Here is a 21226-nt window from a genome sequence, read left to right on the forward strand (position 1 = left end):
GTCTCGAGCTCGGGCCCGGGCGCGCGCTCCGACTCCCGCGGGACCTGCCGGAGCGCCTCGGGCCGCCGGGGCTGCTCGGGGCGCGGACCGGCGGCGGGCCGGTCGGGCGCGCCGGGGGGCTCGCCCGCCGCCGGCGGAGCGGGCTCGGGCTCGGCCGGCATCGACCGGGCCAGCTCGCGCAGGGCGTCCCGGGCCGCGTCCACCGACGGCTCGGCGGGCGTGTCCCGGACCGGCTCGCGGGCGTCGACCTCGTGGCGGGGCAGCCGGGTCCCGGGTGCCGGGTCGGTGCGGTCGGCCCGCTCGAGCGGGTCGGTGCCCGCGGCCGCGACCGTCCGGTACTCCTCCTCGACCGGCTCGCCCGCGGTGACGGTGCCGACGCGCTCGTCGGCGCCGTCGCGCGGCACACCGAACGGCGGCACCTCGTCCGCGGGGCGACGCCACGGCGCGGCCTCGGGGCGGTGGTCCACGACCGGGCGGGGACGCACCGCCGCCGGAGCCGCCGGGCGGACGACGGCGGAGGAACCGCCGGTCCCGGCCTCGGGGGTGCCGAGCGGACGGGCCGCGCGCACGGCGGCGCGGTGGTACGCGGGCAGCTCGGCGCCGGCCGCGAACACCTCGACCGAGACGGCCCCGTGCTCCCGCGCCGCGTAGGCCACGTGGTGGGCGACGTGCTCGCAGTCGTCGGGCGAGTGGGTCTCGACCAGCACCACCCGGTGCGGCACCGGACCGGGCGCGGTGCCCGCCGGCGTCGTCCGCCAGCACTGGCGCACGCGCTGCACCCCCGGCAGGCGGGCGGCGGCACGGGCGACGGCCTCGCCGGCCCCGCCCGCGCCGGCGCCGGGCGGCGGGTCGGCGGTGAAGCGGTGCTCCTCGCGGCGGTCGGCGTCGGGGTCGCGGGGCAGGGCGTCGACCAGCTCGGGGTCGACCCGCGACGCGGCGAACCACCGGCCGAGCACGGCGTGCTCGCGCGCCGTGACGCCCGCGGCGGCGGCCAGCAGGCAGCCGCCGAGCAGCTCCGCCGCCGCGGCCTCGTCCTCGACGGCCACGAGCTCGCGTACCGAGGTCAGCGCGTCGTCGTCGATGCGACCGGCGAGCGAGAGCAGGACCTCGTGACGGCTGCCGCCCTCGCTCGGTGTGCCGGGGCGCGATTCGAGCCCGCTGCGGGCGCTCGGAGCGCCCTGCGGCCCTCGCCCCGGAGCGCCGCCGGCGTCCCGGGCCTCCGGCTCGACGACGCGGGAGCCGAACCACGGCGCGAGGTCGTCCTCGTCGGCCGAGCCCGGGTCGCGCCCGGCCGCCGGCGCGTCGACCGGCGCGGGGGCCGGCTCCGGCGTCGGCTCCGGCTCGGGCGTCGGCTCGGGGTCGTGCGACACCGCCGGCTCCGGCGCGGGCTCGTCCACCACGAGCACACCCTCGACCTGGACGACGTCCTCCACCTCGTCCCCGGCGTCCACGGCGTCGCCCGCGTCGGGCACCCTCTCGGGCTCCTCCGGCTCGACCGACGCCACCCGCCCGGCCTCCGGCTCGACCGGTTCCACCCGCCCGGCCTCCGGCTCGACCGGTTCCACCCGCCCGGTCTCGGCCGGCCCGGCGTCCGCGACCACCGTCTCCTCGGACCCGCGGGGCTCGCCCGGCACGGGCTGCCCCGGCACGTCGGTCGCGTGCGTCCCGTCCGCCGGTGTCGCCTCGCCCACCGCGGTGACCCCCGAGGCGCGCAGCCGCCGGCGCTCGGCGACGCGGCGCCAGGCGGCGAGGGCGACGGGGTCGCGGTCGGGACGGTCGGCGCCCGCCGCGCGCTCGTCGCGCACCGACCAGGGCGGGAGGTTGGCGAGGTCCCCGCCGCCGCCGGCGAGGCCGCCGAGGTCGGGGAGCTCGCCCAGGTCGCCGAAGCCGAGCCGGCCGATGCGCGGCGAGTCCTCGGCGCGACGGCGGGCAAGGCCGGGCGCGGGGTCGACGTCCGGCCGGTCCTCGCCGGTCATGTCCCGCTCAGCCATGGCCCACCAGCTCCCCGGCCTGGGCGCCCTGCCCGGCGCGCGTGGGCGACGGCACGCGCCCCTCGGCCGAGCGCCAGAGCACCTCGGAGGCCGCCAGCGCGGCCCGGTGGTACGGCGACGGGCCGGCGGACGGCCCGAGGACCTCCACGCACGGGTCGGCCTCGCCGCGGGCGCGCAGCGCGCGCTGCACGGCGCCGGCGAGCGTCGGCCGGTCGGCACCGCCGTCGGCGGCGACGAGCACCACGCGCACCGGCGCGCCCGAACCGGCGCGCCAGGCGCGGCGGATCGCGGTGACCCCCTCGGTGACCGGGGCGAGGGCCCGCAGCACGAGGTCGGTGTCGTCCCAACCCGGGCCGGCGCCGGGGTCGAGGAACGGCGCGCCCGGCTCGCCGACCGCGTCGACGTGCAGCACCGCGTCCACGAGGCGGGCGGGCCCGCCCCACGCGAGCACCGCGGCGCGCAGGCGGGCGCGCTCGTCCTCGGTGACGCCGACGCGGTGGCGCAGCAGGGCCCGGGGCAGCGCGGTGCGCAGCGCCACGTGCGCGCCGCAGGACAGCCAATCGCGCAGGCGCCAGAGCAGGCGGTCCGGCAGTCGCCCGGCCATGGCGAGCAGCACGTCGTGACACGCCTGCTCGGCATCGCCGGACGAGGGGGTCCAGGATCCGGTCCCGGTCCTCGATTCCACGCTCAGTGCTCCGATCCGCCCGCGGCGTCACCGCTCGCCCGCCCGGGGTGCCGGGTGGGTCTTCTCCCAGCTCACGTGAGGTCGACGACGACCTCAACCTCGACGGGGGCGTTCAGCGGCAGCGCCGCCACTCCGATCGCCGAGCGGGCGTGCTCGCCCGCCGAGCCGAACACGGCCCCCAGCAGCTCCGAGGCGCCGTTGACCACCTGGGGCTGACCGCCGAACCCGGGGGCCGACGCGACGAAGCCCACGACCTTGACCACCGACGCCACCGCCTCGAGCCCCACCAGCGCGTCCACCGCGGCGAGCGCGTTGAGCGCCGCGATCCGCGCGTAGGCGGCCGCGTCGTCGGGGTCGACCTCGGCCCCGACCAGCCCGGTCGCCGGCAGCTCGCCGCCGACGAACGGCAGCTGGCCGGACGTCCAGACCTGGTCGCCGGTGCGGCGCGCCGGGACGTAGACGCCCTTGGGCGCGGCGACGGGCGGGAGCTCGAGCCCCAGCGCCGCCAGCCGCTCCCGCGGTCCGTCGCTCATCCCCGCGGCTTCTTCAGGTAGGCCACGTGCTGCTCACCGGTGGGGCCGGGCAGCACGGTGACCAGCTCCCAGCCGTCCTCACCCCACTGGTCGAGGATCTGCTTGGTGGCGTGGGTCAGCAACGGCACCGTCGCGTACTCCCACTTCACGGCCTCGGCACTCATGGCCGCGAGGGTAGAGAAGGGCCCCGGCACCGCTGTGACCCGGACCCCGTGCGCACCGGCCGCGGCCCCCGACCGCCCGGCCTACGCTGGACGCCGTGACCGATCAGCGCTGGCCCGCCGCCCTCGCCGAGGCCCGGCTGCACGTGGTGAGCGGCAAGGGCGGCACGGGCAAGACGACGCTGGCCGCGGCCCTGGCCCTGGCCCTCGCCGCGGGCGGGCGACGGACCCTGCTCGTGGAGGTCGAGGGCCGGCAGGGCATCGCCCAGGTCTTCGACACCCCGCCCCTGCCCTACGCCGAGCAGCGGATCGCCGTCGCCCCCGACGGCGGCGAGGTCCGCGGGCTGTCCGTGGACGCCGAGGCGGCCCTGCTCGAGTACCTCGAGATGTTCTACAACCTCGGCCTCGCCGGTCGGACCCTGCGGCGGATGGGCGCGATCGAGTTCGCGACCACGCTCGCGCCGGGTCTGCGCGACGTCCTGCTCACCGGCAAGGTCAAGGAGTGCGTGGGCCGCACCGTCGGCGAGGACCGCCGCGGCGGCCGCCGGGTGCCGCTCTACGACGCCGTCGTGCTGGACGCGCCGCCCACCGGCCGTGTCGTGAAGTTCCTCGACGTCACCAAGGCGATGGGCTCGCTGGCGCGCACCGGCCCGATCCACTCGCAGAGCGAGGGCGTCGTGGAGCTGCTGCACTCGTCGCAGACGGTGGTGCACCTCGTCACCCAGCTCGAGGACCTGCCCGTGCAGGAGACCCTCGACACCGTCGACGAGATCCGGGAGGCCGGGCTGCCGATGGGCGGCGTGCTGGTCAACCGCGTCCGCCCCTCGCGCCTGCCGGCCACGGCGCTCACCGGGGCGGCCACCGGCGCGGGGCTCGGCGCCGGCCTGCGCTCCGGGCTCGAGGCCGCGGGGCTGTTCCTCAAGGACGAGGAGGTGGACGGGCTGGTGTCGGAGACGGTCGAGCACGCCGAGCGGGTGCAGGTCGAGGCCGCGGTGCGCTCGCGGCTCGACGCCGCCGGGCTCCCGCAGCTGGAGCTGCCCGAGCTCACCGAGGGCGTGGACCTGGGCGGGATCTACGAGCTCGCCGAGCTGCTGCGCGAGCAGGGGGTGCGGTGATGGCCGACCAGCGTCCGGGACGTCCCCGCCACCTCGACCTCGACGAGCTGCTCACCGACCGCTCCACGCGGGTGCTCGTGTGCTGCGGCTCGGGCGGGGTCGGCAAGACCACCACCGCCGCGTCGCTCGCGCTGCGCGCCGCCGAGCAGGGCCGGCGCGTCGTCGTGCTGACCATCGACCCGGCGCGGCGCCTCGCCCAGTCGCTGGGGCTCGAGGAGCTCGACAACGAGCCGCGCACCGTGCCGGGCGCGCTGCCGCCGGGCTCGGGGGACGGCGAGCTCCAGGCGATGATGCTCGACATGCGCCGGACCTTCGACGAGATGGTCGCGGGCCACACGACGCCCGAGCGCGCGCAGGTGATCTTCGACAACCCCTTCTACCAGACCATCTCCACCTCGTTCTCCGGGACGCAGGAGTACATGGCGATGGAGAAGCTGGGCCAGCTGACGGCCACCGGCACCTGGGACCTCGTCGTCGTCGACACCCCGCCGTCGCGCTCGGCGCTGGACTTCCTCGACGCCCCGCAGCGGCTCTCGTCGTTCCTCGACGGGCGCATGATCCGGCTGCTCTCGGCGCCCGCCCGCGCCGGCGGCAACGCCTTCCGCAAGCTCGTGGGCTCGACGTTCAACCTGTTCGCCAAGGCCGTGTCGACGATCCTCGGCGGGCAGATGCTCGCCGACGCCTCGGCGTTCGTGCAGGCCTTCGACACGCTCTTCGGCGGGTTCCAGGAGCGCGCGAACACGACCTACCAGCTGCTGCGCGCCCCGGGCACCGCGTTCGTCGTCGTCGCGGCCCCCGAGCCCGACGCCCTGCGCGAGGCGAGCTACTTCGTCGAGCGCCTCTCGGCGGAGAAGATGCCGCTGGCGGGCCTGGTGCTCAACCGCACCCACCCCGTGCACGCGACCCTCTCCGGGGCGCGGGCGCGCGAGGGCGCCGAGACCCTCGAGGCCTCGCGCGGGGACGCGCTCGCCGCCGCGGTGCTGCGCCTGCACGCCGACCGCGTCGAGACCGCCGAGCGGGAGCGTCGCGTGCTGGGCCGCTTCACCCGCGCGCACCCGACGGTGCCGATCGTCGACGTGCCCGCCATGGCCACCGACGTGCACGACCTCGCGGGCCTGCGCGAGATCGGTCGCCGACTGGCCTCCTGAGCCTCCTGGGCGACGGCCCGGTCGCCCCCGCGGCGACCGGGCCCACGCTCGGTCCGTCAGCCCACGTCCCGCTGGTCGCCGCCCTCGGCAGCCCCGGCCGTGCGCGGCGCCTCCACCGCGGCCGGGCGGGCCGTGCGACGCGGGCGGGCGGGGGCCTGCGGGTTGGCCGGCGGGCTCGCGGCCGCCGCGCGGCGCGCCGACTCGAGCAGCGCCGCCCAGGAGATGACGTCCGGGCGGCGCTTGAGCAGCGCGCGCCGCTCGCGCTCGGTCATGCCGCCCCAGACGCCGAAGCGGATGCGGTTGTCGAGCGCGTGGGCCAGGCACTCCGTGCGCACCGGGCAGGCCGTGCACACCTCGCGGGCGTCGCGCTGCTGGGCGCCCTGGACGAAGAGCGTCTCGGGATCCTCGTCGCGGCAGCGTGCGGAGTGCCGCCAGTCGATCGAGGTCGCCGCGCTCGCCGGCATCGACTCACCTGTCACGTCGTGTCCCCACCCTCTGTTCCCCGTGCGGGCCCCTCGTCCGTGGACACACCTCCCCGCAGGTGGGTCCACGTGCGCGCGCCGGATCGGTCCCCGGGCGCGTCCTGCCCGTCACTGGGGTCTGACGCAGCGTAGGAGCGGACGGTTCCACCCACAACGGGATCGGAAGGATCTCTGACGATCTGTGCTCGACCCGGCACGCGCCGACGGGCCGCTCACGCCCGGCCGCGTACCCTCGTCGCCGTGGCGCGGGGTGGACGGGACATCGGGACGAAGGTGCGACCGATCACCAAGCTCCTGGCGATCTGCCTGGTCGCCGGGGTGATCGTGGCGGGGATGGCGTTCCCGTTCGTGGGCGGCGTCGGCCTGCTCTCGAACGACGCCAGCGACACCGTGAACGCGACGTCGTCGGACCTCGCGGCGGGCCAGCTGCCCGGCGTCACCACCGTCCAGGACAACCAGGGCGCCCCGATCGCCTACCTGTACGAGCAGAACCGCACGCCGGTCCCGCTGGAGCAGATGTCGCCGGCGATGCGCGGCGCGATCGTCGCCATCGAGGACCGCCGGTTCTACGAGCACGACGGCGTCGACTGGACCGGCACGCTGCGCGCGCTGGTGACCAACCAGACCGCCGGCTCCACCCAGCAGGGCGCCTCGACGCTGACCCAGCAGTACATCAAGAACTACCAGCTCTACGTCACGGCGCAGACCGAGTCGGAGCGGCTGGAGGCCACCGAGCCGACCTACGCCCGCAAGCTGCGCGAGGTCCGGGTGGCCCTGCAGCTCGAGCGCGAGCTCGCCTCCGGGCGCAGCAAGCGCGAGGCCAAGGACGAGGTGCTCGAGCGCTACCTCAACATCGTCTTCCTGGGCAACAACTCGTACGGCGTCGCCGCCGCCGCGCGCACCTACTTCAACACCACGCCCGACCGCCTGACGATCCCGCAGGCCGCGATGCTCGCCGGGATGGTGCAGTCGACCACCCAGTTCGACCCGACCCGCCACCCGCAGGCCGCCACCGGCCGGCGCAACGAGGTCATCAACCAGATGCTGGGCCAGGGCATGATCACCCAGCAGCAGGCGCAGGAGGCCGTCGCGTCGCCCCTCGGCATCGTCGAGCCGCTGGCCACGCCGTCGAACGGCTGCATCGGCGCCGGCAACGCCGCGTTCTTCTGCAAGTACGTCGTCGACTACCTCGGTGAGTCCGGCATCTCGGCCGAGCAGCTCGACCGCGGCAGCTACACGATCCGCACCACGCTCGACCGCAACGCCATGAACGCGATGCAGCAGGCGCTGAACGACGAGGTGCCCGCCCAGCAGCGCAACGTCGCCGACGTCATGGCGACCGTGGCACCCGGGCAGGACCGACACCGCGTGGTCGCCATGGGCGCCAGCCGCGTCTTCGGCGTGAACGGTGACGCGTTGCAGACGAGCTACGGGCTGCCGTGGGAGCCGGTGAACCTCGGCGCCGGCTCGACCTACAAGATCTTCACGGCGGCCGCGGCCCTCGAGGAGGGACTCGGCATCAACTACAACATGCCGATCCCGCCGGACGGCTACGCGTCGCCGATCTACCGCGACGGCTCCGGTCGCCCGTTCCCGGTGCGCAACGCGGAGGAGGGGCTCGCGCCCTTCCTGTCCATGACCGACGCGCTGGCGCAGTCGCCGAACACCGGCTTCGTCAAGCTCATGGAGACCACGGGCGTGCCCCCGGTCGTCGACATGGCGGTCAAGCTCGGCCTGCGCTCGCTCGCCGACCCGGGGCCGAGCGGCGAGTCCATCGCCGACACCGCCCGCGAGCAGAACCAGGGCTCGTTCACCCTCGGTGTCACGCCGACCAGCCCGCTGGAGCTCGCCAACGTCGGGGCCACGCTGGCCTCCCACGGCACGTGGTGCCCGCCGAGCCCCATCGAGTCGATCACCGAGGCGTCCGGCGCGCCGGTGCCCGTCGCCGAGCAGCCGTGCGAGCAGGTCGTCGACCCGGCCCTGGCCGACACGCTGATGACCGGGCTGAGCAAGGACGACCAGCCGGGCGGGACCGCGGCGGCCGCCGCCGCGGCCAACGGCTGGAACCGGCCCCTGTCGGGCAAGACCGGCACGACCCAGAACAACCGGTCGGCGGCCTTCCTCGGCTTCAACCCGCAGTACTCGGGCGCGGTCATCACGTTCGACGACTCGTCCTCGCCCCGGACGCTGTGCGACGGCGGCGGTGAGAACCCGCCGTTCCCGTGCAGCGACGGGAACCTCTTCGGCGGCACCACGCCGGCCCGGACGTGGTTCAAGGCGATGAACCCGATCTTCGCGCCGCTGCCGGTCGCGCCGCTGCCGCCGACGACGCCCCGCTACCTGCAGGGCGGGTCGAACGAGCAGGTCCCCGAGGTCATCGGCGACCAGGCCGACGAGGCCACCGAGGAGCTGCGGGACGCGGGCTTCCAGGTGCAGCAGGTGCCCGTGGGCAACCGCGCGCCCGTCGGCACGGTCGTCGGCCAGAACCCGCGGGGCTCGGTGCTGCCCGACCAGGTCGTGACGCTGCAGGTCTCCGACGGCCGAGTGCCGGCGGCGCCGTCGCCGCCGAGCGGCCCGCCGCCGCTGGCCGGCGCCGCACCGGGGGCCGGCGGATGAGCGGCCTCGGCGGGACGCTCCTGCGCGCCGGTGCCGGCCTGACCGCGGCCGGCGCCCTCGGGCTCGGCTACGCCGTCGGCGTCGAGCGGCAGTGGTTCGCGCTGCGCCGGGCCCGGCTCGAGGTCCTCGACCCCGGGACCGCCGCCGGCCGCAGCCTGCGCGTGCTCCACCTCTCCGACCTGCACCTGCGCCCGGGGCAGCGCCTCGAGCGACGGTTCGTCGAGGGCCTGGCGGCGCTCGAGCCGGACCTGGTGGTCGACACCGGCGACAACCTGTCGCACCCGCGCGCCGTGCCGGAGGTGCTGCGAGCGCTGGGCACCCTGCTCGACCGGCCCGGCGTCGTCGTGTGGGGCAGCAACGACTACCACGGGCCGAAGCCGAAGAACCCGGCCGACTACCTGTTCCGCCCGCAGCACCGGATCCTCGGCCCGGAGCTGCCGTGGCGTGACCTGCGCGCCGCGATGCTCGAGCGTGGGTGGCTCGACGCGACCCACACCCGGCACACGCTGACCGTCGCCGGGGTGCGCATCGCCGTCGCCGGCGTCGACGACCCCCACATCGGCCGCGACGACCACGACCGCATCGCCGGGCCCGTCGACGAGCCCTGCGACCTGCGCCTCGGGCTCACCCACTCCCCCGAGCCGCGGGTGCTCGACGCGTTCGCCGCCGACGGCTACGACCTCGTGCTCGCCGGCCACACCCACGGCGGCCAGCTGCGCCTGCCCGGGTACGGAGCGCTCGTCACCAACTGCGGCATCGACCGCTCGCGGGCCCGCGGGGCGTCGCGGTGGGGGTCGCACATGAGGCTGCACGTCTCGGCCGGTCTGGGCACCTCGCCGTACGCGCCCGCCCGCTTCTCGTGCCGGCCCGAGGCGACGCTGCTCGAGCTCGTGCCGCGGCCCGCCGCGCGCGGTGCGGTCGGCGCCGCCGTCCACGACCGGGAGGGGCGGCCCCCGTCAGCTCGCTCGAGGGCGGACGGGTAGAGTCGTCCCTGCGCGATCGCCTCCGGGGTGTGGCGCAGCTTGGTAGCGCGCCTCGTTCGGGACGAGGAGGCCGTGGGTTCGAATCCCGCCACCCCGACACGCAGCACGACAGCCCTCATCCGCCGAGCGGATGGGGGCTTTCGTCGTTCCGGAGCAGTGACGTGGCGTCCCTCATCCGCTCCAACACTTGGCGGTCTCCGTCCGGTAACGACACGATGTCGACCGACGATGCCCCTCACGGATCACCCTGTCGGGGGGCTCTCACACGGATCGGGGACACCATGCGACACGGACGGGCACCGGGACCGCCCGCCGGCCGGCACGCCGCGCCGGTGACGCCGCTGCACCGCGACGCCGGACCGGGCGACGAGGTCCACGCGCCCGTGGCTCCGCTGCCCGGCGGACGGCACACGCGCCCGGCGCCGGCTGGGCTCGGCGGTGCCGGCGAGGAGTCCTTTCCGCACCTGCGGGCGGTGCCGGGCCCCGGTGTGCGCCCCGAGGACGGGCGCCGGACGCCGCGGCTCGCCGACATCCTGTCCGCGACGCCGGCCCCGCCCGCCCGGTCCTGGCACGCCGACACCCCGGAGATCGTGCCCGCGCCCCGCTCGGCGTCGGGGCCGTCGGCGCCCCCCGCGCCGCGTCCGGCCCCGCGCGGCGGCGAGCACCCCTCGTTCCCGGACCTCGCCCCCGTCCGGCCCGCCGGCCCCGTGCCGCCGCAGGGCCCCGCACCCGCGACCACCCGCCACGCGGCCCCGGTGCCCCGCGAGACGCCGCGACCCGCCCCGGTCCAGCCCGCCCAGTCCGCGGCCCCGACCACGTCCGCGCCCCCGATGACCGCGACGTCGGTGACGCCGATGCGCCCGCCGGTGAGGAGCGCCGCCGCCCCGACAGGTGTCGTCACGCCGAGCGTCACCACGAGCGCCACCGGGACGGTCGCCACGAGCATCACCCCCGCCGGCGCCACGAGCGTCACCCCGACCGGCACCACCGCGTCCCCGGCGGCGCCCGCCCGCCGCCCGGCCGCCCGGCGCTCGGACCCCGCCGAGATCGCCGCCCGCTCGTCGACCACGCTGCGGCGCGAGTCGTCCCGCACCAGCGCCACGGCGGTCGCCCCGGAAGCCCCCGCCACCCCCGTCTTCGCCGACGGCACGGGTCGCCGGGCGCGGCGCTTCCGGACCGTGGCGATCGCGGCGACGGCGGTCTGCGCGTCCTACGTCGGCGTGGTCGCGGTGGGCGCGGTCGCGGGCCCGGTCGGGCCGACCGCCGCGCCGACCCTGCTGCCCGCCCCGACGGCCGCACTCCCGCCGCCCGTCGCGGTCCCGCCGACGGTCGACGCGCGCAACGTCGCCGAGGTCGCGCCGACCACCACGACGAAGCGCTCCGCGCGGGCCACCACCCGCAGCACGCCGCGCTCGACCACCGCCCGGGCGCCGCGTGCGGTCCCTCGCCAGGTCGTCGAGCCCGCCGAGCCGGTGGCCCCGGCCCCCCGCGCCCAGGCCGTCCCGCCGGCCCAGCAGGCCCCGCAGGACGAGCTCCAGGGCCCGCAGAACCAGACCGACGGCGGCGCCGACGACGACGCCGCGGACACCTGAGCCGCCGGCGGCGCCGCGCGGCACGACCGTCGCCGGGCGCCGTCCTGGTCGCCGCGCTGGTCGCGGTGCTCGTCACCGCACCCGTGGTCACCGGGGAGACGCCCGTCCACGAGTCGGCGCTCACCGACGTCGCGGGCACGCGCGCCCCGGCCGCACCCGCGCGCCCCGGCGTCGCAGCCCCTGCCGGACCGCTGCCCGACGTGGCGTTCGCGCCCTACGTCGACCTGACGACCCCGCCCCTGCCGGCGATGACCGACATGGCCGACGCCACCGGCCACGCCGACGTGGTGCTCGCCTTCGTCCTGGCCGGCGCCGAGGACTCCTGCACGCCGACCTGGGGCGGCACCACACCGCTCACCGACCCCGCGATCGCGGCGCGCGTGGCCGGGCTCCGGGCGCACGGCGGGCGGATGACCGTGTCGTCGGGCGGCGCGCTCGGCGACTACCTCGAGACCGCCTGCCCCGACGCCCGCTCGCTGGCGAACGCCTACGCGGGCGCGCTCGACGCGGTCGGCGCCGACCACCTCGACGTCGACGTCGAGACCGACACCGGGCGCGAGGTGTCGACGCGCCGGATCGCCGAGGCGCTCGCGCTGCTCCAGCACGAGCGCGGCACGCGGGTCACGCTGACCGTGCAGGTCGACGGCGTCGCCGAGGGCCTGTCCGCGGACGCCCGCCGGCTCGTGGAGGACGCCACCGCGGCCGGCGTGGCGGCGCGCGTGAACCTCATGGTCATGAACTTCTCGTACGACGGTGGCTGGGCCGACGCGATGATCGGCGCGACGCGCACCGCGGTGGGCCAGCTCGAGGCGATGTGGCCGGGGAGCGAGCCCGCGGACGTCCGCCGCCGCGTCGGCGTCACCGTCATGATCGGCCGCAACGACATGGACATGACCACGACGCCCGACGACGCCCGCGCGGTCGTCGACGACGCCCGGGGCAACGGCTACGGCGGCGTCGGCTTCTGGTCGCTCGCCCGGGACAACGGCTCGTGCCCCGGCACCGAGGACGAGGCCGACGACTGCAGCGGTATCGAGCAGGAGCCCTGGGCGTTCACGCGGATCGCCCAGGGCTTCACCGCCCCGCGCTGACCTCCCGGGCCGTGGTCGGCCGGCGCACCGGGCATCCGTGACCGGACCCGGGGGCGCCGCTCACCGGGGGTCCGCGGGCCGTGCCACCGGGTAGGGTCCGGGGCAGCACGGAGCCGCGACGTCACCGCGGCACGGGGTCGCGAGGGGTGGGCGTTGAGCACGCAGAACGATCTGGCGAGGCTCCCGGACTCGGGTGACCGGCCGCTGGTCGTCCTCGTCGACGCCCCGTCGAGCACCGAGCGCCGCCTGGTCGACCGCTGGCTCGCCGCGATCCGCCACGACGTCGCGCGCAACCGGGGCATCGAGGTGCTGCCGGCCGAGGGCCAGCAGCTCGCCGGCCGGCTGACCCGCGGCGACAACCCGCTGCTCGTCCCCGTGCGCGTCGTGTGGTCGAACGACCCGGAGCCCGACCGCACCGTGCTGCGGCTCGTCGACGTCCTCACCCGCGGCTGGGCCCTGCGCTCGCGCGCCCGCGCCGCGCGCCGGACACCGCCCCAGCACCGCGTGGTCGTCGGCCGTCCGGCCACCGTCCGCGAGCTCATGCGCCGCCACCACCGCGAGCGTCCCGCCACCGACACCGCGGACTTCGTGCGCTTCGTGGCCCGCCAGGCGACGCTCGCGCTCGACCGTGCCGAGCGCGCGCTCACGGGCAACCGGTTCAAGGTGCCGCGCGAGGTCGCCGGGCAGATCGTCGGGTCGGCGCACTTCAGCCAGGAGATCCGGCGGCTGGCGGCGTCGACGGGACGGCCCGAGGACGAGGTGGCCACCGAGGCGGCCGCCGATCTCGAGAGCATCGTCGCCTCGCTCGACCCCGCGGCCGTCGACCTCTTCTCGGGCGTCCTGCGGCCCATGCACCAGAAGGCGTGGACGGTGCACGCCGACACCGCGGGGCTGGAGCCGCTGCGCGAGCTGAACGCCGAGCACGCGCTGGTGTTCCTGCCCTCGCACCGCTCGTACACCGACCCGTTCGTGCTGGCCGACGTGCTGCGCAGCAACGACTTCCCGCGCAACCACGTGCTGGGCGGCGACAACCTGCGGATCTTCGGGCTCGAGCAGCTCGCCCGCCGCAGCGGCATCATCTTCATCCGCCGCAGCTTCGGGGGCGACCCGGTCTACAAGGCCGTCGTGCGCGAGTACTTCTCGTGGCTGTGCGCCAAGCGCTTCAACCTCGAGTGGTACATGGAGGGCGGGCGCACCCGCACCGGCAAGCTGCGCCCGCCGAAGTACGGGCTGCTCTCCGACGTGGCCAGTGCCGTGGAGACGCGTCGCACCGAGGACGTCTACCTCGTCCCGGTGTCGATCATCCACGACCAGCTGCAGGAAGTGCACCAGATGGCGGCCGAGCAGACCGGCGCCGACAAGACGCCCGAGGGCCTGCGGTGGCTCGCCGGCTACGCCCGCGCGCAGCGCCGGCCGGTCGGCGGGGTGCACGTGAGCTTCGGCGAGCCGCTGTCGCTGCGGTCCGCGCTGACCGCCGCCAACGACCCCGCGCTCGACGCCCGGCGCGCCACCGAGGAGGGGGGCGAGTGCGCCGAGGACGCCGAGGACTCGGCGGCCCGCCGGCTCGCGCTGCAGAAGACGGCGTTCGAGGTGTTCGTGCGCATCAACCGGGTCACGCCGGTGACGCCGATCGCCCTCGCCGCGCTGGCGCTGCTCGGGGTGCGCGACCGCGCGCTGACGCTCTCGCAGGTCCGCCGCGTCGTGGAGCCGGTGCTCGACTACGTCGACGCCCGCCGGCTGCCCCACACCGGCATCGCGTCGCTGCGCACCAACGGCGGCGTCGCCGAGGCCCTGCTCTCGCTGCGGCGCGAGAAGGTCGTCAGCGCCTACACCGAGGGCTCCGAGCCGGTGTTCTCGGTGGAGAGCGGGCACCACATCGTCGCGGCGTTCTACCGCAACTCGGCGATCCACCACTTCGTCAACCGCGCGATCGTCGAGCTCGCGATCCTCGAGGTCGGTGACCTCACGGGACGCGAGGCGCTGGCCAAGGGCTTCCAGGCCGCGCTCGACCTGCGCGACCTGCTCAAGTACGAGTTCTTCTTCCCCGACAAGGAGACCTTCCGCCGCGAGCTGGCCGACGAGCTCACGCTCATCGACCCCGACTGGCGCTCCGACGACGGCGACATCGCCCGCACCCGCAAGATGCTGCGCCAGAGCCGGTTCCTGTGCGCGCACCGCGTGCTGCGCTCGTTCGTCGACGCGCAGTGGGTGGTGGCCGAGCGTCTCGCCGAGCACGACCCGGACACCCCCGTCGACCAGGACGCGCTGCTCGGCCGCTGCGCCGCCGTCGGGCAGCAGCTGCTGTTGCAGGGCAAGCTGCACGGGCCCGAGTCGCTGTCGCGGGAGCTCTTCGCGTCGGCGATCCGGCTGGCCGCCAACCGTGGCCTGCTCGCCCCGAACTCCTCGCCGGGCGACGGCGGGCCCGACCTCGCGACCCGGCGTCGCGCGTTCGCCGCCGAGGTCCGCGGGGTGGTGGAGCGGGTCGTGGCCATCGACGAGACCGACGCGACGAACCGACAGGAGTCCGCGGGTGTCCGACCCTGACCACCGCTTCCAGGACCTGATGGACGCGGTCGACGCCGCGCCCGACGGGCCCGAGGTAGGCGCGTTCTTCGACTTCGACGGCACGGTGATCGCCGGCTACTCGGTGACGGCGTTCATCCGCCACCACATCCGGCACCTCGACCTGCACCCGCGCACCACCCTCGGCACGCTCGCCAACGGCTGGCAGGGGCTGAACGACGAGGAGGACTTCCGCAAGTTCCTCGGCATCACCCTGCGCACGTGGGCGGGCCGCACGCCCGAGGAGCTCGAGAAGATCGGCAACAAGCTCTTCCGCGACGAGATCGGCCCGAGCGTCTACCCCGAGTCGTGGCGGCTGATCCGGGCGCACCTGGAGAAGGGCCACACGGTCGTGCTCGCCAGCTCGGCGACGCGCTTCCAGGTCGAGCCGGCCGCCAAGGCGCTCGGCGTCGACCACACGATCTACACGGCCGTCGAGATCGGCGAGGACGGGACGCTCACCGGGCGCCCCGACGGCCGCTCCCCCTACGGCGAGGGCAAGGCCGCCGCGGTCAAGGAGTTCGCCGCCGCGCACGACGTCGACCTCGACGCGAGCTTCGCCTACTCCAACGGCGGCGAGGACGTGCCGTTCCTCGCGACCGTCGCCCACCCGGCCGCGGTCAACCCGAGCGCGGGCCTGCGAGGCGCCGCGGCCGAGCGCGCCTGGCCGGTCGTCGACTTCACCGGGCGGCCCTGGACGACGCCGGTCGAGGTCGCCCGCACCGCGGCCACGTTCGCCGGGATGATGGGCGGCTTCGCCACCGGCCTGGGGCTCGGGCTGCTCGGCGGGTCACGGCGCGCCGGGCTCAACCTCGGCATCGGCCTGGGCGGCGACCTCTCGCTCATGGCCTCCGGGGTCTCGCTCGACGTGTACGGGGCGCGCCACATCTGGGAGTCCCAGCCGGCGGTCTTCCTGTTCAACCACCAGAGCCAGCTCGACGTCCTCGTGCTCGGCGGGCTGCTGCGCGGCAACTTCGCGCCGGTGGCGAAGAAGGAGCTCGCCAACGACGTGCTCTTCGGCGGGCTCATGCGCCTGCTCGAGACGGCGTTCATCGACCGCGCCGACAACGCCCAGGCCCGCAAGGCCCTGGAGCCGGCCGTCGAGCGCCTGCGCGAGGGCACCTCGATCGTCATCGCCCCCGAGGGCACCCGCTCGCCCACCCCGACGCCGGGCCGGTTCAAGAAGGGCGCGTTCCACCTGGCGATGCAGGCCGGGGTGCCGATCGTCCCGCTCGTCTTCCGCAACACCGGCGCGCTCATGAGCCGCAACGCGATGATCATCCACCCGGGCGTCGTCCAGGTCGCGGTGCTGCCGCCGGTCGACGTGTCCGACTGGACGCGCGAGGACCTCGACGAGCGCATCGAGGGCGTGCGCCAGCAGTACCTGCACACCCTCGCGCACTGGCCCGGCGAGTAGCCGGACCGACGCCCTCAGCCGATCGCGGCATGACGCCGGCGCGCTGGAGCCAGCCGAGCCAGTCGCCGAAGTGCCAGATCTCGACCGGGCGCTCGCCCTCCCAGTGGACGACGTGACTGCCGGACGCCTCGGTGGCGTTGCCCGTCGGAGCGCCGGGCAGGAGGCCGCCCTCGCCGGTGAACGTCGCCGTGCAGGTCCACCGGTGGGCGCTGCGGTCGCCGTCGACGAGGGTCTCCTCGATGCGGAGCGAGAAGTCCGGGAACGACCGGCAGAACCCGGCCATGAACCCCTTCAGCGCTTCCCGGTCCATGTCCGGGAAGCCGGCGAGGTGGTAACGGATGTCGGCGGGGAGGAGGTCGTCCACCTCCTCGACGCGACCGGTCTCCCAGACCTCACCGAACTGTGCGAAGAACTTGCCCTGATCCGGCATCGTCGACCCCGATCGACGTGGACGTGTGTGGGTCACGCAGTGTGCGAGCGTCCGGCAGGAACGGACAACACCGACCACCCGGGCAGCCGAAGATCGAGCGCGCAGGGCACCGCTGCCGTCACCCGGCGTCGACCGCGTGGTCTCCGCGGCGCTGGTCAGCGCCCGCGGAAGACCGGCGCCCGCTTCTCCTCGCGCGCCCGGCGGCCCTCGGCGAGGTCCTCGCTCGCCCAGCAGGCGTCGAACGCCGCGGCGACCTCGTCGGGCACGGGCGCGTCCTCGAGCAGGCGGGCGACGGCGAGCTTGTTGTAGGCGAGCGTCAGGGGTGCGAGCGCCGCGATCTCGGTCGCCCAGGCCAGCGCGGTGTCCCGGTCGCCGACGCGGTCGACGAGCCCGGCCGCGCGCGCCGCGTCGTGGTCGAGGCGCTCGCACGCGAGCAGCAGCCGCCGCGCCGCTCCCCCGCCCGCGACGAGGGCGAGGCGGCGGACGGTCCACGGGTCGACCGCGAGCCCGAGCGCGGCGGTCGGCAGGCCGAACACGGCGGCCTCGGCGCCGACGCGCAGGTCGGCGGCCAGGGCGAGCTGGGTGCCGGCGCCGATCGCGGGCCCGTGCACCGCCGCGACGACCGGCACCGGGACCTCCGCGAGCCGGTGCAACATGCCGTAGAGCGCGGCGAGGAAGTCGGTGTCGCCGACGGTGTCGAGGTCGGCGCCCGAGCAGAACGCCGTCCCCGCGCCGCTGAGCACGAGCGCGCGGGCCCCGTCGGCGACCGCGGCGTCGACCGCCGCGTGCAGGTCGCGGCAGTGCGCGGTGTCGAGGGCGTTGCGCCGCTCGGTGCGGTCGAGACGGATCTCGTGGACGCCGGCGTCGTGGCGCTGGGTGCCGATCACGGGGTCATCACGGCAGCGATCATCCCGGCCGTCACGGCACCCGCGCGACCACACCCCACAGCCCGCTGCCCGTGACCTCGGCGCCGGGCGCGGGCCCGGTGGGCGTCCAGTCCGGCGCGGACACCCAGCCCGGGCCGATCAGCTCCATGCCCTCGAACCAGGGCGCCATGTCCTCGGGGTCACGCAACCAGGGCGCGTAGGAGTAGCCGGAATGGCGGATGTCGCACCAGGCCCGCAGGTCGGGGTGCGCGAGGCCCGTCGGGTGGCTGAGGGCGATGACGCTGCCCGGGGCCAGCGCCTCGCGGTAGCCCTGCACGGTCCGGCGGGCGACGTCGTCGGTGGAGCTGTGGAGCACCGCCACCGCCAGCACCGCGACGGGACGATCGAGGTCGAGCAGGCGTCTGACGCCCGGCGAGCCGAGGACGGCCCGCACGTCGGTCGCGTCGGCGCACTCGACCGCGACGCCGGGCTCGTCGGCCACGAGCCGCGCGGCGTGCTCGACCGTCTCCGGCACCCGGTCCACGTAGACCACGCGCCGGTCCGCGACGGACCGGGCGGCCACGGTGTGGACGTGGTCGACCGTCGGCAGCCCCGAGCCCAGCTCGAGGAACTGGTCGTACCCGCTGTCCGCGAGGTGGCGCACCACCGCGCGGGAGAAGCGGCGGTGGTCCCGGCACAGCTGCCGCATCGCCGGGAAGACCCGGTCGGCCTCCTCGGCGAACTCGCGATCGATCGCGAAGTTCTCCGTCCCCCCGAGGAAGTGGTCGTAGATGCGCGCCCGATTCGGAGTCGGGCCCGCCAGTTCCGGTGGCTCCTCGCGCACCTGGTGTCCCCCCATGTGTGCTGGTCGAGACCATCCTCTCCCACGCCCGGGTCCGTGCGGCGCACGCGGCACCGCGACGGGCAGGATCGGGGGCATGACGTCGTCGCCCACCCGCCGCTCCGACCCGGTCCCCGCCGTCCCCGAGGCCCTGTTCGCCGACCCCGAGGTCGAGGCCCGCTGGCGCGGCCGGTTCACCGCGGCGCGCGTCTCGGTGCCCGACTGGGCCCGCGACGCCCCCGACCGCAGCGTCTACTCGTCGAACGCGACGGGCACCTGGGAGATCTACGCCTGGGACCGGGCCGCGGACACCCACCGCCGCGTCACCGACCGTCCCCAGGGCACCCGCGGCGGCGCGGCCAGCACCGACGGCGAGAGCATCTGGTGGTTCGACGACACCGACGGCGACGAGTTCGGCGTCTGGGTGCGCGAGCCCTTCACCGGCGGGGAGGCCTCCCCCGCGGTGTCCGGTGCGGCACCGGGCTACCCGGCCGGCCTCGAGCTCGGTCGGCGGACGGTGGCGGTGGGCTGGTCGACCGACGACGGGTCGACGCTGGCGGTCAGCGAGGACGGCGGGGACGCGCGCGTCGTCTACACCCACACCGAGGACGCCGGCATCGGCGCGCTGTCCCGCGACGAGACGCTGCTCGCGATCTCGCACGCCGAGCACGGGGACTCGCGCCACCCCGCGATCCGGGTCATCCGGGTGTCCGACGGCGAGCCCGTCGGCGAGCGCCACGACGGCGAGGGGAAGGGCCTCGACCCGATCGAGTTCGCGCCGGTCGAGGGCGACCAGCGGCTGCTCGTCGGCCACGAGCGCCGGGGCCGCGACGAGCTGCTGGTCTGGGACCTCGCGACCGACACCGAGACCGAGGTGGCCATCGACCTGCCCGGCGACCTCTCCGCGGGCTTCTACCCCGACGCGTCGGCGCTGCTCGTCGCGCACACCCGCGCCGGGCGCACGACCCTGCACCGCTACGACCTCGCCACCGGTGAGCTCACCGACCTGCCCACCGCGCCCGGCTCGGTCGGCGGCGCGGACGTGCGTCCCGACGGCACCGTCGAGTACGGCTGGTCGTCGGCGGCGTACCCGTCGTCGGTGCGGGCGCTGCGCCCCGACGGCACCGACACCGAGCTGCTCGCCCCGCCCGGCGAGCGCCCGGCGCCGTCGGTGGCGCTCGACGACGCGTGGGTCGACGGGCCGGGCGGGCCGGTGCACGCGCTGTGGACCCGCCCGGCGGGCACCACCGGACCGGTCCCGACCGTCTTCATGATCCACGGCGGGCCCCAGGCCGCCGACGAGGACCGCTGGTCGCCGGTGCGCGCGGTGTGGGTCGACGCCGGCTTCGCGGTGGTGCACGTGAACTACCGCGGCTCGTCGGGCTACGGCTCGGCGTGGCGCGACGCCATCGAGGGGCGCCCGGGCACCACGGAGCTCGAGGACGTCGCCGCCGTGCACGACTGGGCGGTGTCGACGGGCCTCGCCGACCCGGCCGCCTGCGTCCTCGAGGGCTGGTCGTGGGGCGGGTACCTGACCCTCCTGGGTCTGGGTCGCCAGCCCGAGCGCTGGGCGGTCGGCTGCGCCGGTGTGCCCGTCGCCGACTACCTCGCGGCGTACGAGGACGAGATGGAGCCCCTGCGGGCGTTCGACCGCTCGCTGTTCGGTGGCTCGCCGGACGAGGTGCCCGAGCGCTACCGGGAGGCCTCGCCCCTGACGTGGGTGGACGCGGTGCGCGCGCCGGTGCTGGTGCTCGCCGGCGAGAACGACCCTCGCTGCCCCATCCGCCAGATCGACAACTACCTGGACGCCCTCGCCGAGCGGGGTCGCGAGTACGCGATGGTGCGCTACGACGCCGGCCACGGCTCGCTGGTCGTCGCCGAGACGCTCGCGCACACCGTCGCCGAGATCGCCTACGCCCGCGCGGCCCTGGGGCTCCCGGTCCCGGCCTGAGCCGCCCCCGAACGAAGGAACGGCGCTCTCGCTGCATCGCAAGCAGCGAAAGCGCCGTTCGTTCTCGCAGGTCGGGAGGCATCCAGCCGCCCGCGCTGGCCCGGGTGGACGCGGCTCAGGCCGTCTTGGCCTGCCACATCCAGTGGGCCTCCTCGAGCTTCGCGGTTTGCGCGATGAGCAGGTCCTGGGTCACCGGGTCGGGCTCGTCGGTGGCGGCGATGCGCTCCCGCATGCGCTCGATGAGCGTCTCGAGGGTCTGCACGACCGCCTGGTTGACGTCCTCGACCTGGCGCCACCCCTCCTCGGTGGTGGGCAGGCCGCTGCTCTTGGCGACGGTCTCGGCGCGCCCGTCGGGCGAGACGCCGAGTGTGGCCGCGCGCTCCGCGACCTCGTCGGTGTAGGTACGGGCGAGGTCGACGAGCTCGTCGAGGTGCAGGTGCGCCTCACGGAAGTTCCTGCCGACCACGTTCCAGTGCCACTGCTTCGCGGTCAGGGACAGGTCGACGTAGTCGGCCAGGCTGTCCTGGAGGACCGTCCCGACGACCTGCTTGGCGTCGTCGGACAGCGGGCTGGTGATCGGGGCTCCTGCCATGGTGGTGTTCACTCCTTCACGACCGTGGATCGCACGGTGCACGACGGGTCAGACCGGGGTTAGCCGTCGCGGCGGTGGCGATAACGCCGGACACACCGCGACCCGCCCCACGTACAGCGTGGGACGGGCCGCGGTTGTTCCCGCTGTTGTTCACGAAAGGGCAGGTCAGG

The 21226-nt window shown here is 75.9% G+C and carries 16 protein-coding genes, 1 tRNA gene and 2 pseudogenes; 10 read left to right on the top strand and 9 right to left on the bottom strand.

Features of this window, described 5'->3' with window-relative positions:
• The 4 genes from PH190_RS18750 to PH190_RS18765 form a co-directional block, all read right to left on the bottom strand.
• Window positions 1-1991: hypothetical protein (locus tag PH190_RS18750; protein WP_274233055.1), on the bottom strand; the 1991-nt coding region annotated here is incomplete at its 3' end.
• Window positions 1984-2595, bottom strand: coding sequence for a hypothetical protein (locus PH190_RS18755; RefSeq protein ID WP_274233056.1), 612 nt, complete (start codon window positions 2593-2595; stop codon window positions 1984-1986). The genes PH190_RS18755 and PH190_RS18750, both read right to left, overlap by 8 nt.
• Window positions 2596-2747: 152 nt before the next feature.
• Window positions 2748-3209: a RidA family protein gene (locus tag PH190_RS18760; protein WP_274233057.1), complete on the bottom strand. Its 462-nt coding sequence runs from the start codon at window positions 3207-3209 to the stop codon at window positions 2748-2750.
• The gene (locus tag PH190_RS18765; RefSeq protein WP_274201030.1) at window positions 3206-3373 is read right to left on the bottom strand and encodes a Sp36 family protein; all 168 of its coding nucleotides are present in this window, start codon (window positions 3371-3373) and stop codon (window positions 3206-3208) included. Before PH190_RS18765 ends, PH190_RS18760 begins: the two co-directional genes overlap by 4 nt.
• A gap of 95 nt (window positions 3374-3468) precedes the next feature.
• On the opposite strand from PH190_RS18765, the gene bagA reads away from it, so the two are divergent.
• Window positions 3469-4485 (top strand): ATPase BagA, encoded by a 1017-nt coding sequence (gene bagA / locus PH190_RS18770; RefSeq protein ID WP_274233058.1) that lies wholly within the window; start codon window positions 3469-3471, stop codon window positions 4483-4485.
• Window positions 4485-5633 (top strand): ATPase BagB, encoded by a 1149-nt coding sequence (gene bagB / locus PH190_RS18775; protein WP_274233059.1) that lies wholly within the window; start codon window positions 4485-4487, stop codon window positions 5631-5633. Before bagA ends, bagB begins: the two co-directional genes overlap by 1 nt.
• A 188-nt stretch (window positions 5634-5821) precedes the next feature.
• Here the strand turns inward: bagB and PH190_RS18780 are convergent.
• A pseudogene (locus PH190_RS18780) lies at window positions 5822-6097 on the bottom strand (WhiB family transcriptional regulator); the annotation flags it as partial.
• Between the two features lie 258 nt (window positions 6098-6355).
• Here PH190_RS18780 and PH190_RS18785 point away from each other — a divergent pair.
• From PH190_RS18785 to PH190_RS18815, 7 genes are all read left to right on the top strand, one after another.
• Complete coding sequence (locus tag PH190_RS18785; RefSeq protein ID WP_274233060.1) at window positions 6356-8731, top strand: transglycosylase domain-containing protein; 2376 nt, start codon at window positions 6356-6358, stop codon at window positions 8729-8731.
• Entirely contained in the window at window positions 8728-9714 is a 987-nt protein-coding gene (locus PH190_RS18790) for a metallophosphoesterase (protein ID WP_274233061.1), read from the top strand. The genes PH190_RS18785 and PH190_RS18790 overlap by 4 nt, the downstream gene beginning before the upstream one ends.
• 23 nt (window positions 9715-9737) lie before the next feature.
• Window positions 9738-9811, top strand: a tRNA-Pro gene (locus tag PH190_RS18795).
• A 184-nt stretch (window positions 9812-9995) separates the two neighbouring features.
• Complete coding sequence (locus PH190_RS18800) at window positions 9996-11306, top strand: hypothetical protein (protein ID WP_274233062.1); 1311 nt, start codon at window positions 9996-9998, stop codon at window positions 11304-11306.
• A 65-nt stretch (window positions 11307-11371) separates the two neighbouring features.
• Window positions 11372-12397: a glycoside hydrolase family 18 protein gene (locus PH190_RS18805; protein ID WP_274233063.1), complete on the top strand. Its 1026-nt coding sequence runs from the start codon at window positions 11372-11374 to the stop codon at window positions 12395-12397.
• Window positions 12398-12550: 153 nt separating this feature from the next.
• Window positions 12551-14941 carry a glycerol-3-phosphate 1-O-acyltransferase gene (locus tag PH190_RS18810; protein ID WP_274233064.1) on the top strand — a complete coding sequence of 797 codons (2391 nt, stop codon included), beginning with the start codon at window positions 12551-12553 and terminating at the stop codon, window positions 14939-14941.
• Complete coding sequence (locus tag PH190_RS18815) at window positions 14928-16376, top strand: HAD-IB family hydrolase (protein ID WP_274233065.1); 1449 nt, start codon at window positions 14928-14930, stop codon at window positions 16374-16376. The genes PH190_RS18810 and PH190_RS18815 overlap by 14 nt, the downstream gene beginning before the upstream one ends.
• Window positions 16377-16431: 55 nt before the next feature.
• Here PH190_RS18815 and PH190_RS30850 read toward each other — a convergent pair.
• The 3 genes and pseudogenes from PH190_RS30850 to PH190_RS18825 all read right to left on the bottom strand — a co-directional run.
• Window positions 16432-16806: pseudogene (locus PH190_RS30850) on the bottom strand (ester cyclase); the annotation flags it as partial.
• Between the two features lie 155 nt (window positions 16807-16961).
• Window positions 16962-17693 carry an enoyl-CoA hydratase gene (locus PH190_RS18820; RefSeq protein ID WP_274233066.1) on the bottom strand — a complete coding sequence of 244 codons (732 nt, stop codon included), beginning with the start codon at window positions 17691-17693 and terminating at the stop codon, window positions 16962-16964.
• Window positions 17694-17724: 31 nt separating this feature from the next.
• A complete protein-coding gene (locus tag PH190_RS18825) occupies window positions 17725-18531 on the bottom strand; it encodes an SAM-dependent methyltransferase (RefSeq protein ID WP_274233067.1) in 807 nt (268 codons plus the stop codon).
• A gap of 79 nt (window positions 18532-18610) precedes the next feature.
• Between PH190_RS18825 and PH190_RS18830 the strand changes: the two genes are divergently transcribed.
• Window positions 18611-20464 carry a S9 family peptidase gene (locus PH190_RS18830; protein ID WP_274233068.1) on the top strand — a complete coding sequence of 618 codons (1854 nt, stop codon included), beginning with the start codon at window positions 18611-18613 and terminating at the stop codon, window positions 20462-20464.
• Window positions 20465-20579: 115 nt separating this feature from the next.
• On the opposite strand, the gene PH190_RS18835 is transcribed toward PH190_RS18830, so the two are convergent.
• Window positions 20580-21056, bottom strand: coding sequence for a Dps family protein (locus tag PH190_RS18835; protein ID WP_274233069.1), 477 nt, complete (start codon window positions 21054-21056; stop codon window positions 20580-20582).
• Window positions 21057-21226: the final 170 nt, after the last annotated feature.

It is taken from the genome of Actinomycetospora straminea (assembly GCF_028737255.1).
Classification (GTDB): domain Bacteria; phylum Actinomycetota; class Actinomycetes; order Mycobacteriales; family Pseudonocardiaceae; genus Actinomycetospora; species Actinomycetospora straminea.

Bases quoted from the DNA above. Each gene is read 5' to 3' on its own strand.
- PH190_RS18800 (WP_274233062.1), top strand. From the start codon at position 9,996: ATGCGACACGGACGGGCACCGGGACCGCCCGCCGGCCGGCACGCCGCG.
- PH190_RS18760 (WP_274233057.1), bottom strand. From the start codon at position 3,209: ATGAGCGACGGACCGCGGGAGCGGCTGGCGGCGCTGGGGCTCGAGCTC.
- PH190_RS18825 (WP_274233067.1), bottom strand. From the start codon at position 18,531: ATGGGGGGACACCAGGTGCGCGAGGAGCCACCGGAACTGGCGGGCCCG.
- PH190_RS18830 (WP_274233068.1), top strand. From the start codon at position 18,611: ATGACGTCGTCGCCCACCCGCCGCTCCGACCCGGTCCCCGCCGTCCCC.
- PH190_RS18790 (WP_274233061.1), top strand. From the start codon at position 8,728: ATGAGCGGCCTCGGCGGGACGCTCCTGCGCGCCGGTGCCGGCCTGACC.
- PH190_RS18765 (WP_274201030.1), bottom strand. From the start codon at position 3,373: ATGAGTGCCGAGGCCGTGAAGTGGGAGTACGCGACGGTGCCGTTGCTG.
- PH190_RS18755 (WP_274233056.1), bottom strand. From the start codon at position 2,595: ATGGCCGGGCGACTGCCGGACCGCCTGCTCTGGCGCCTGCGCGATTGG.
- PH190_RS18835 (WP_274233069.1), bottom strand. From the start codon at position 21,056: ATGGCAGGAGCCCCGATCACCAGCCCGCTGTCCGACGACGCCAAGCAG.
- bagB (WP_274233059.1), top strand. From the start codon at position 4,485: ATGGCCGACCAGCGTCCGGGACGTCCCCGCCACCTCGACCTCGACGAG.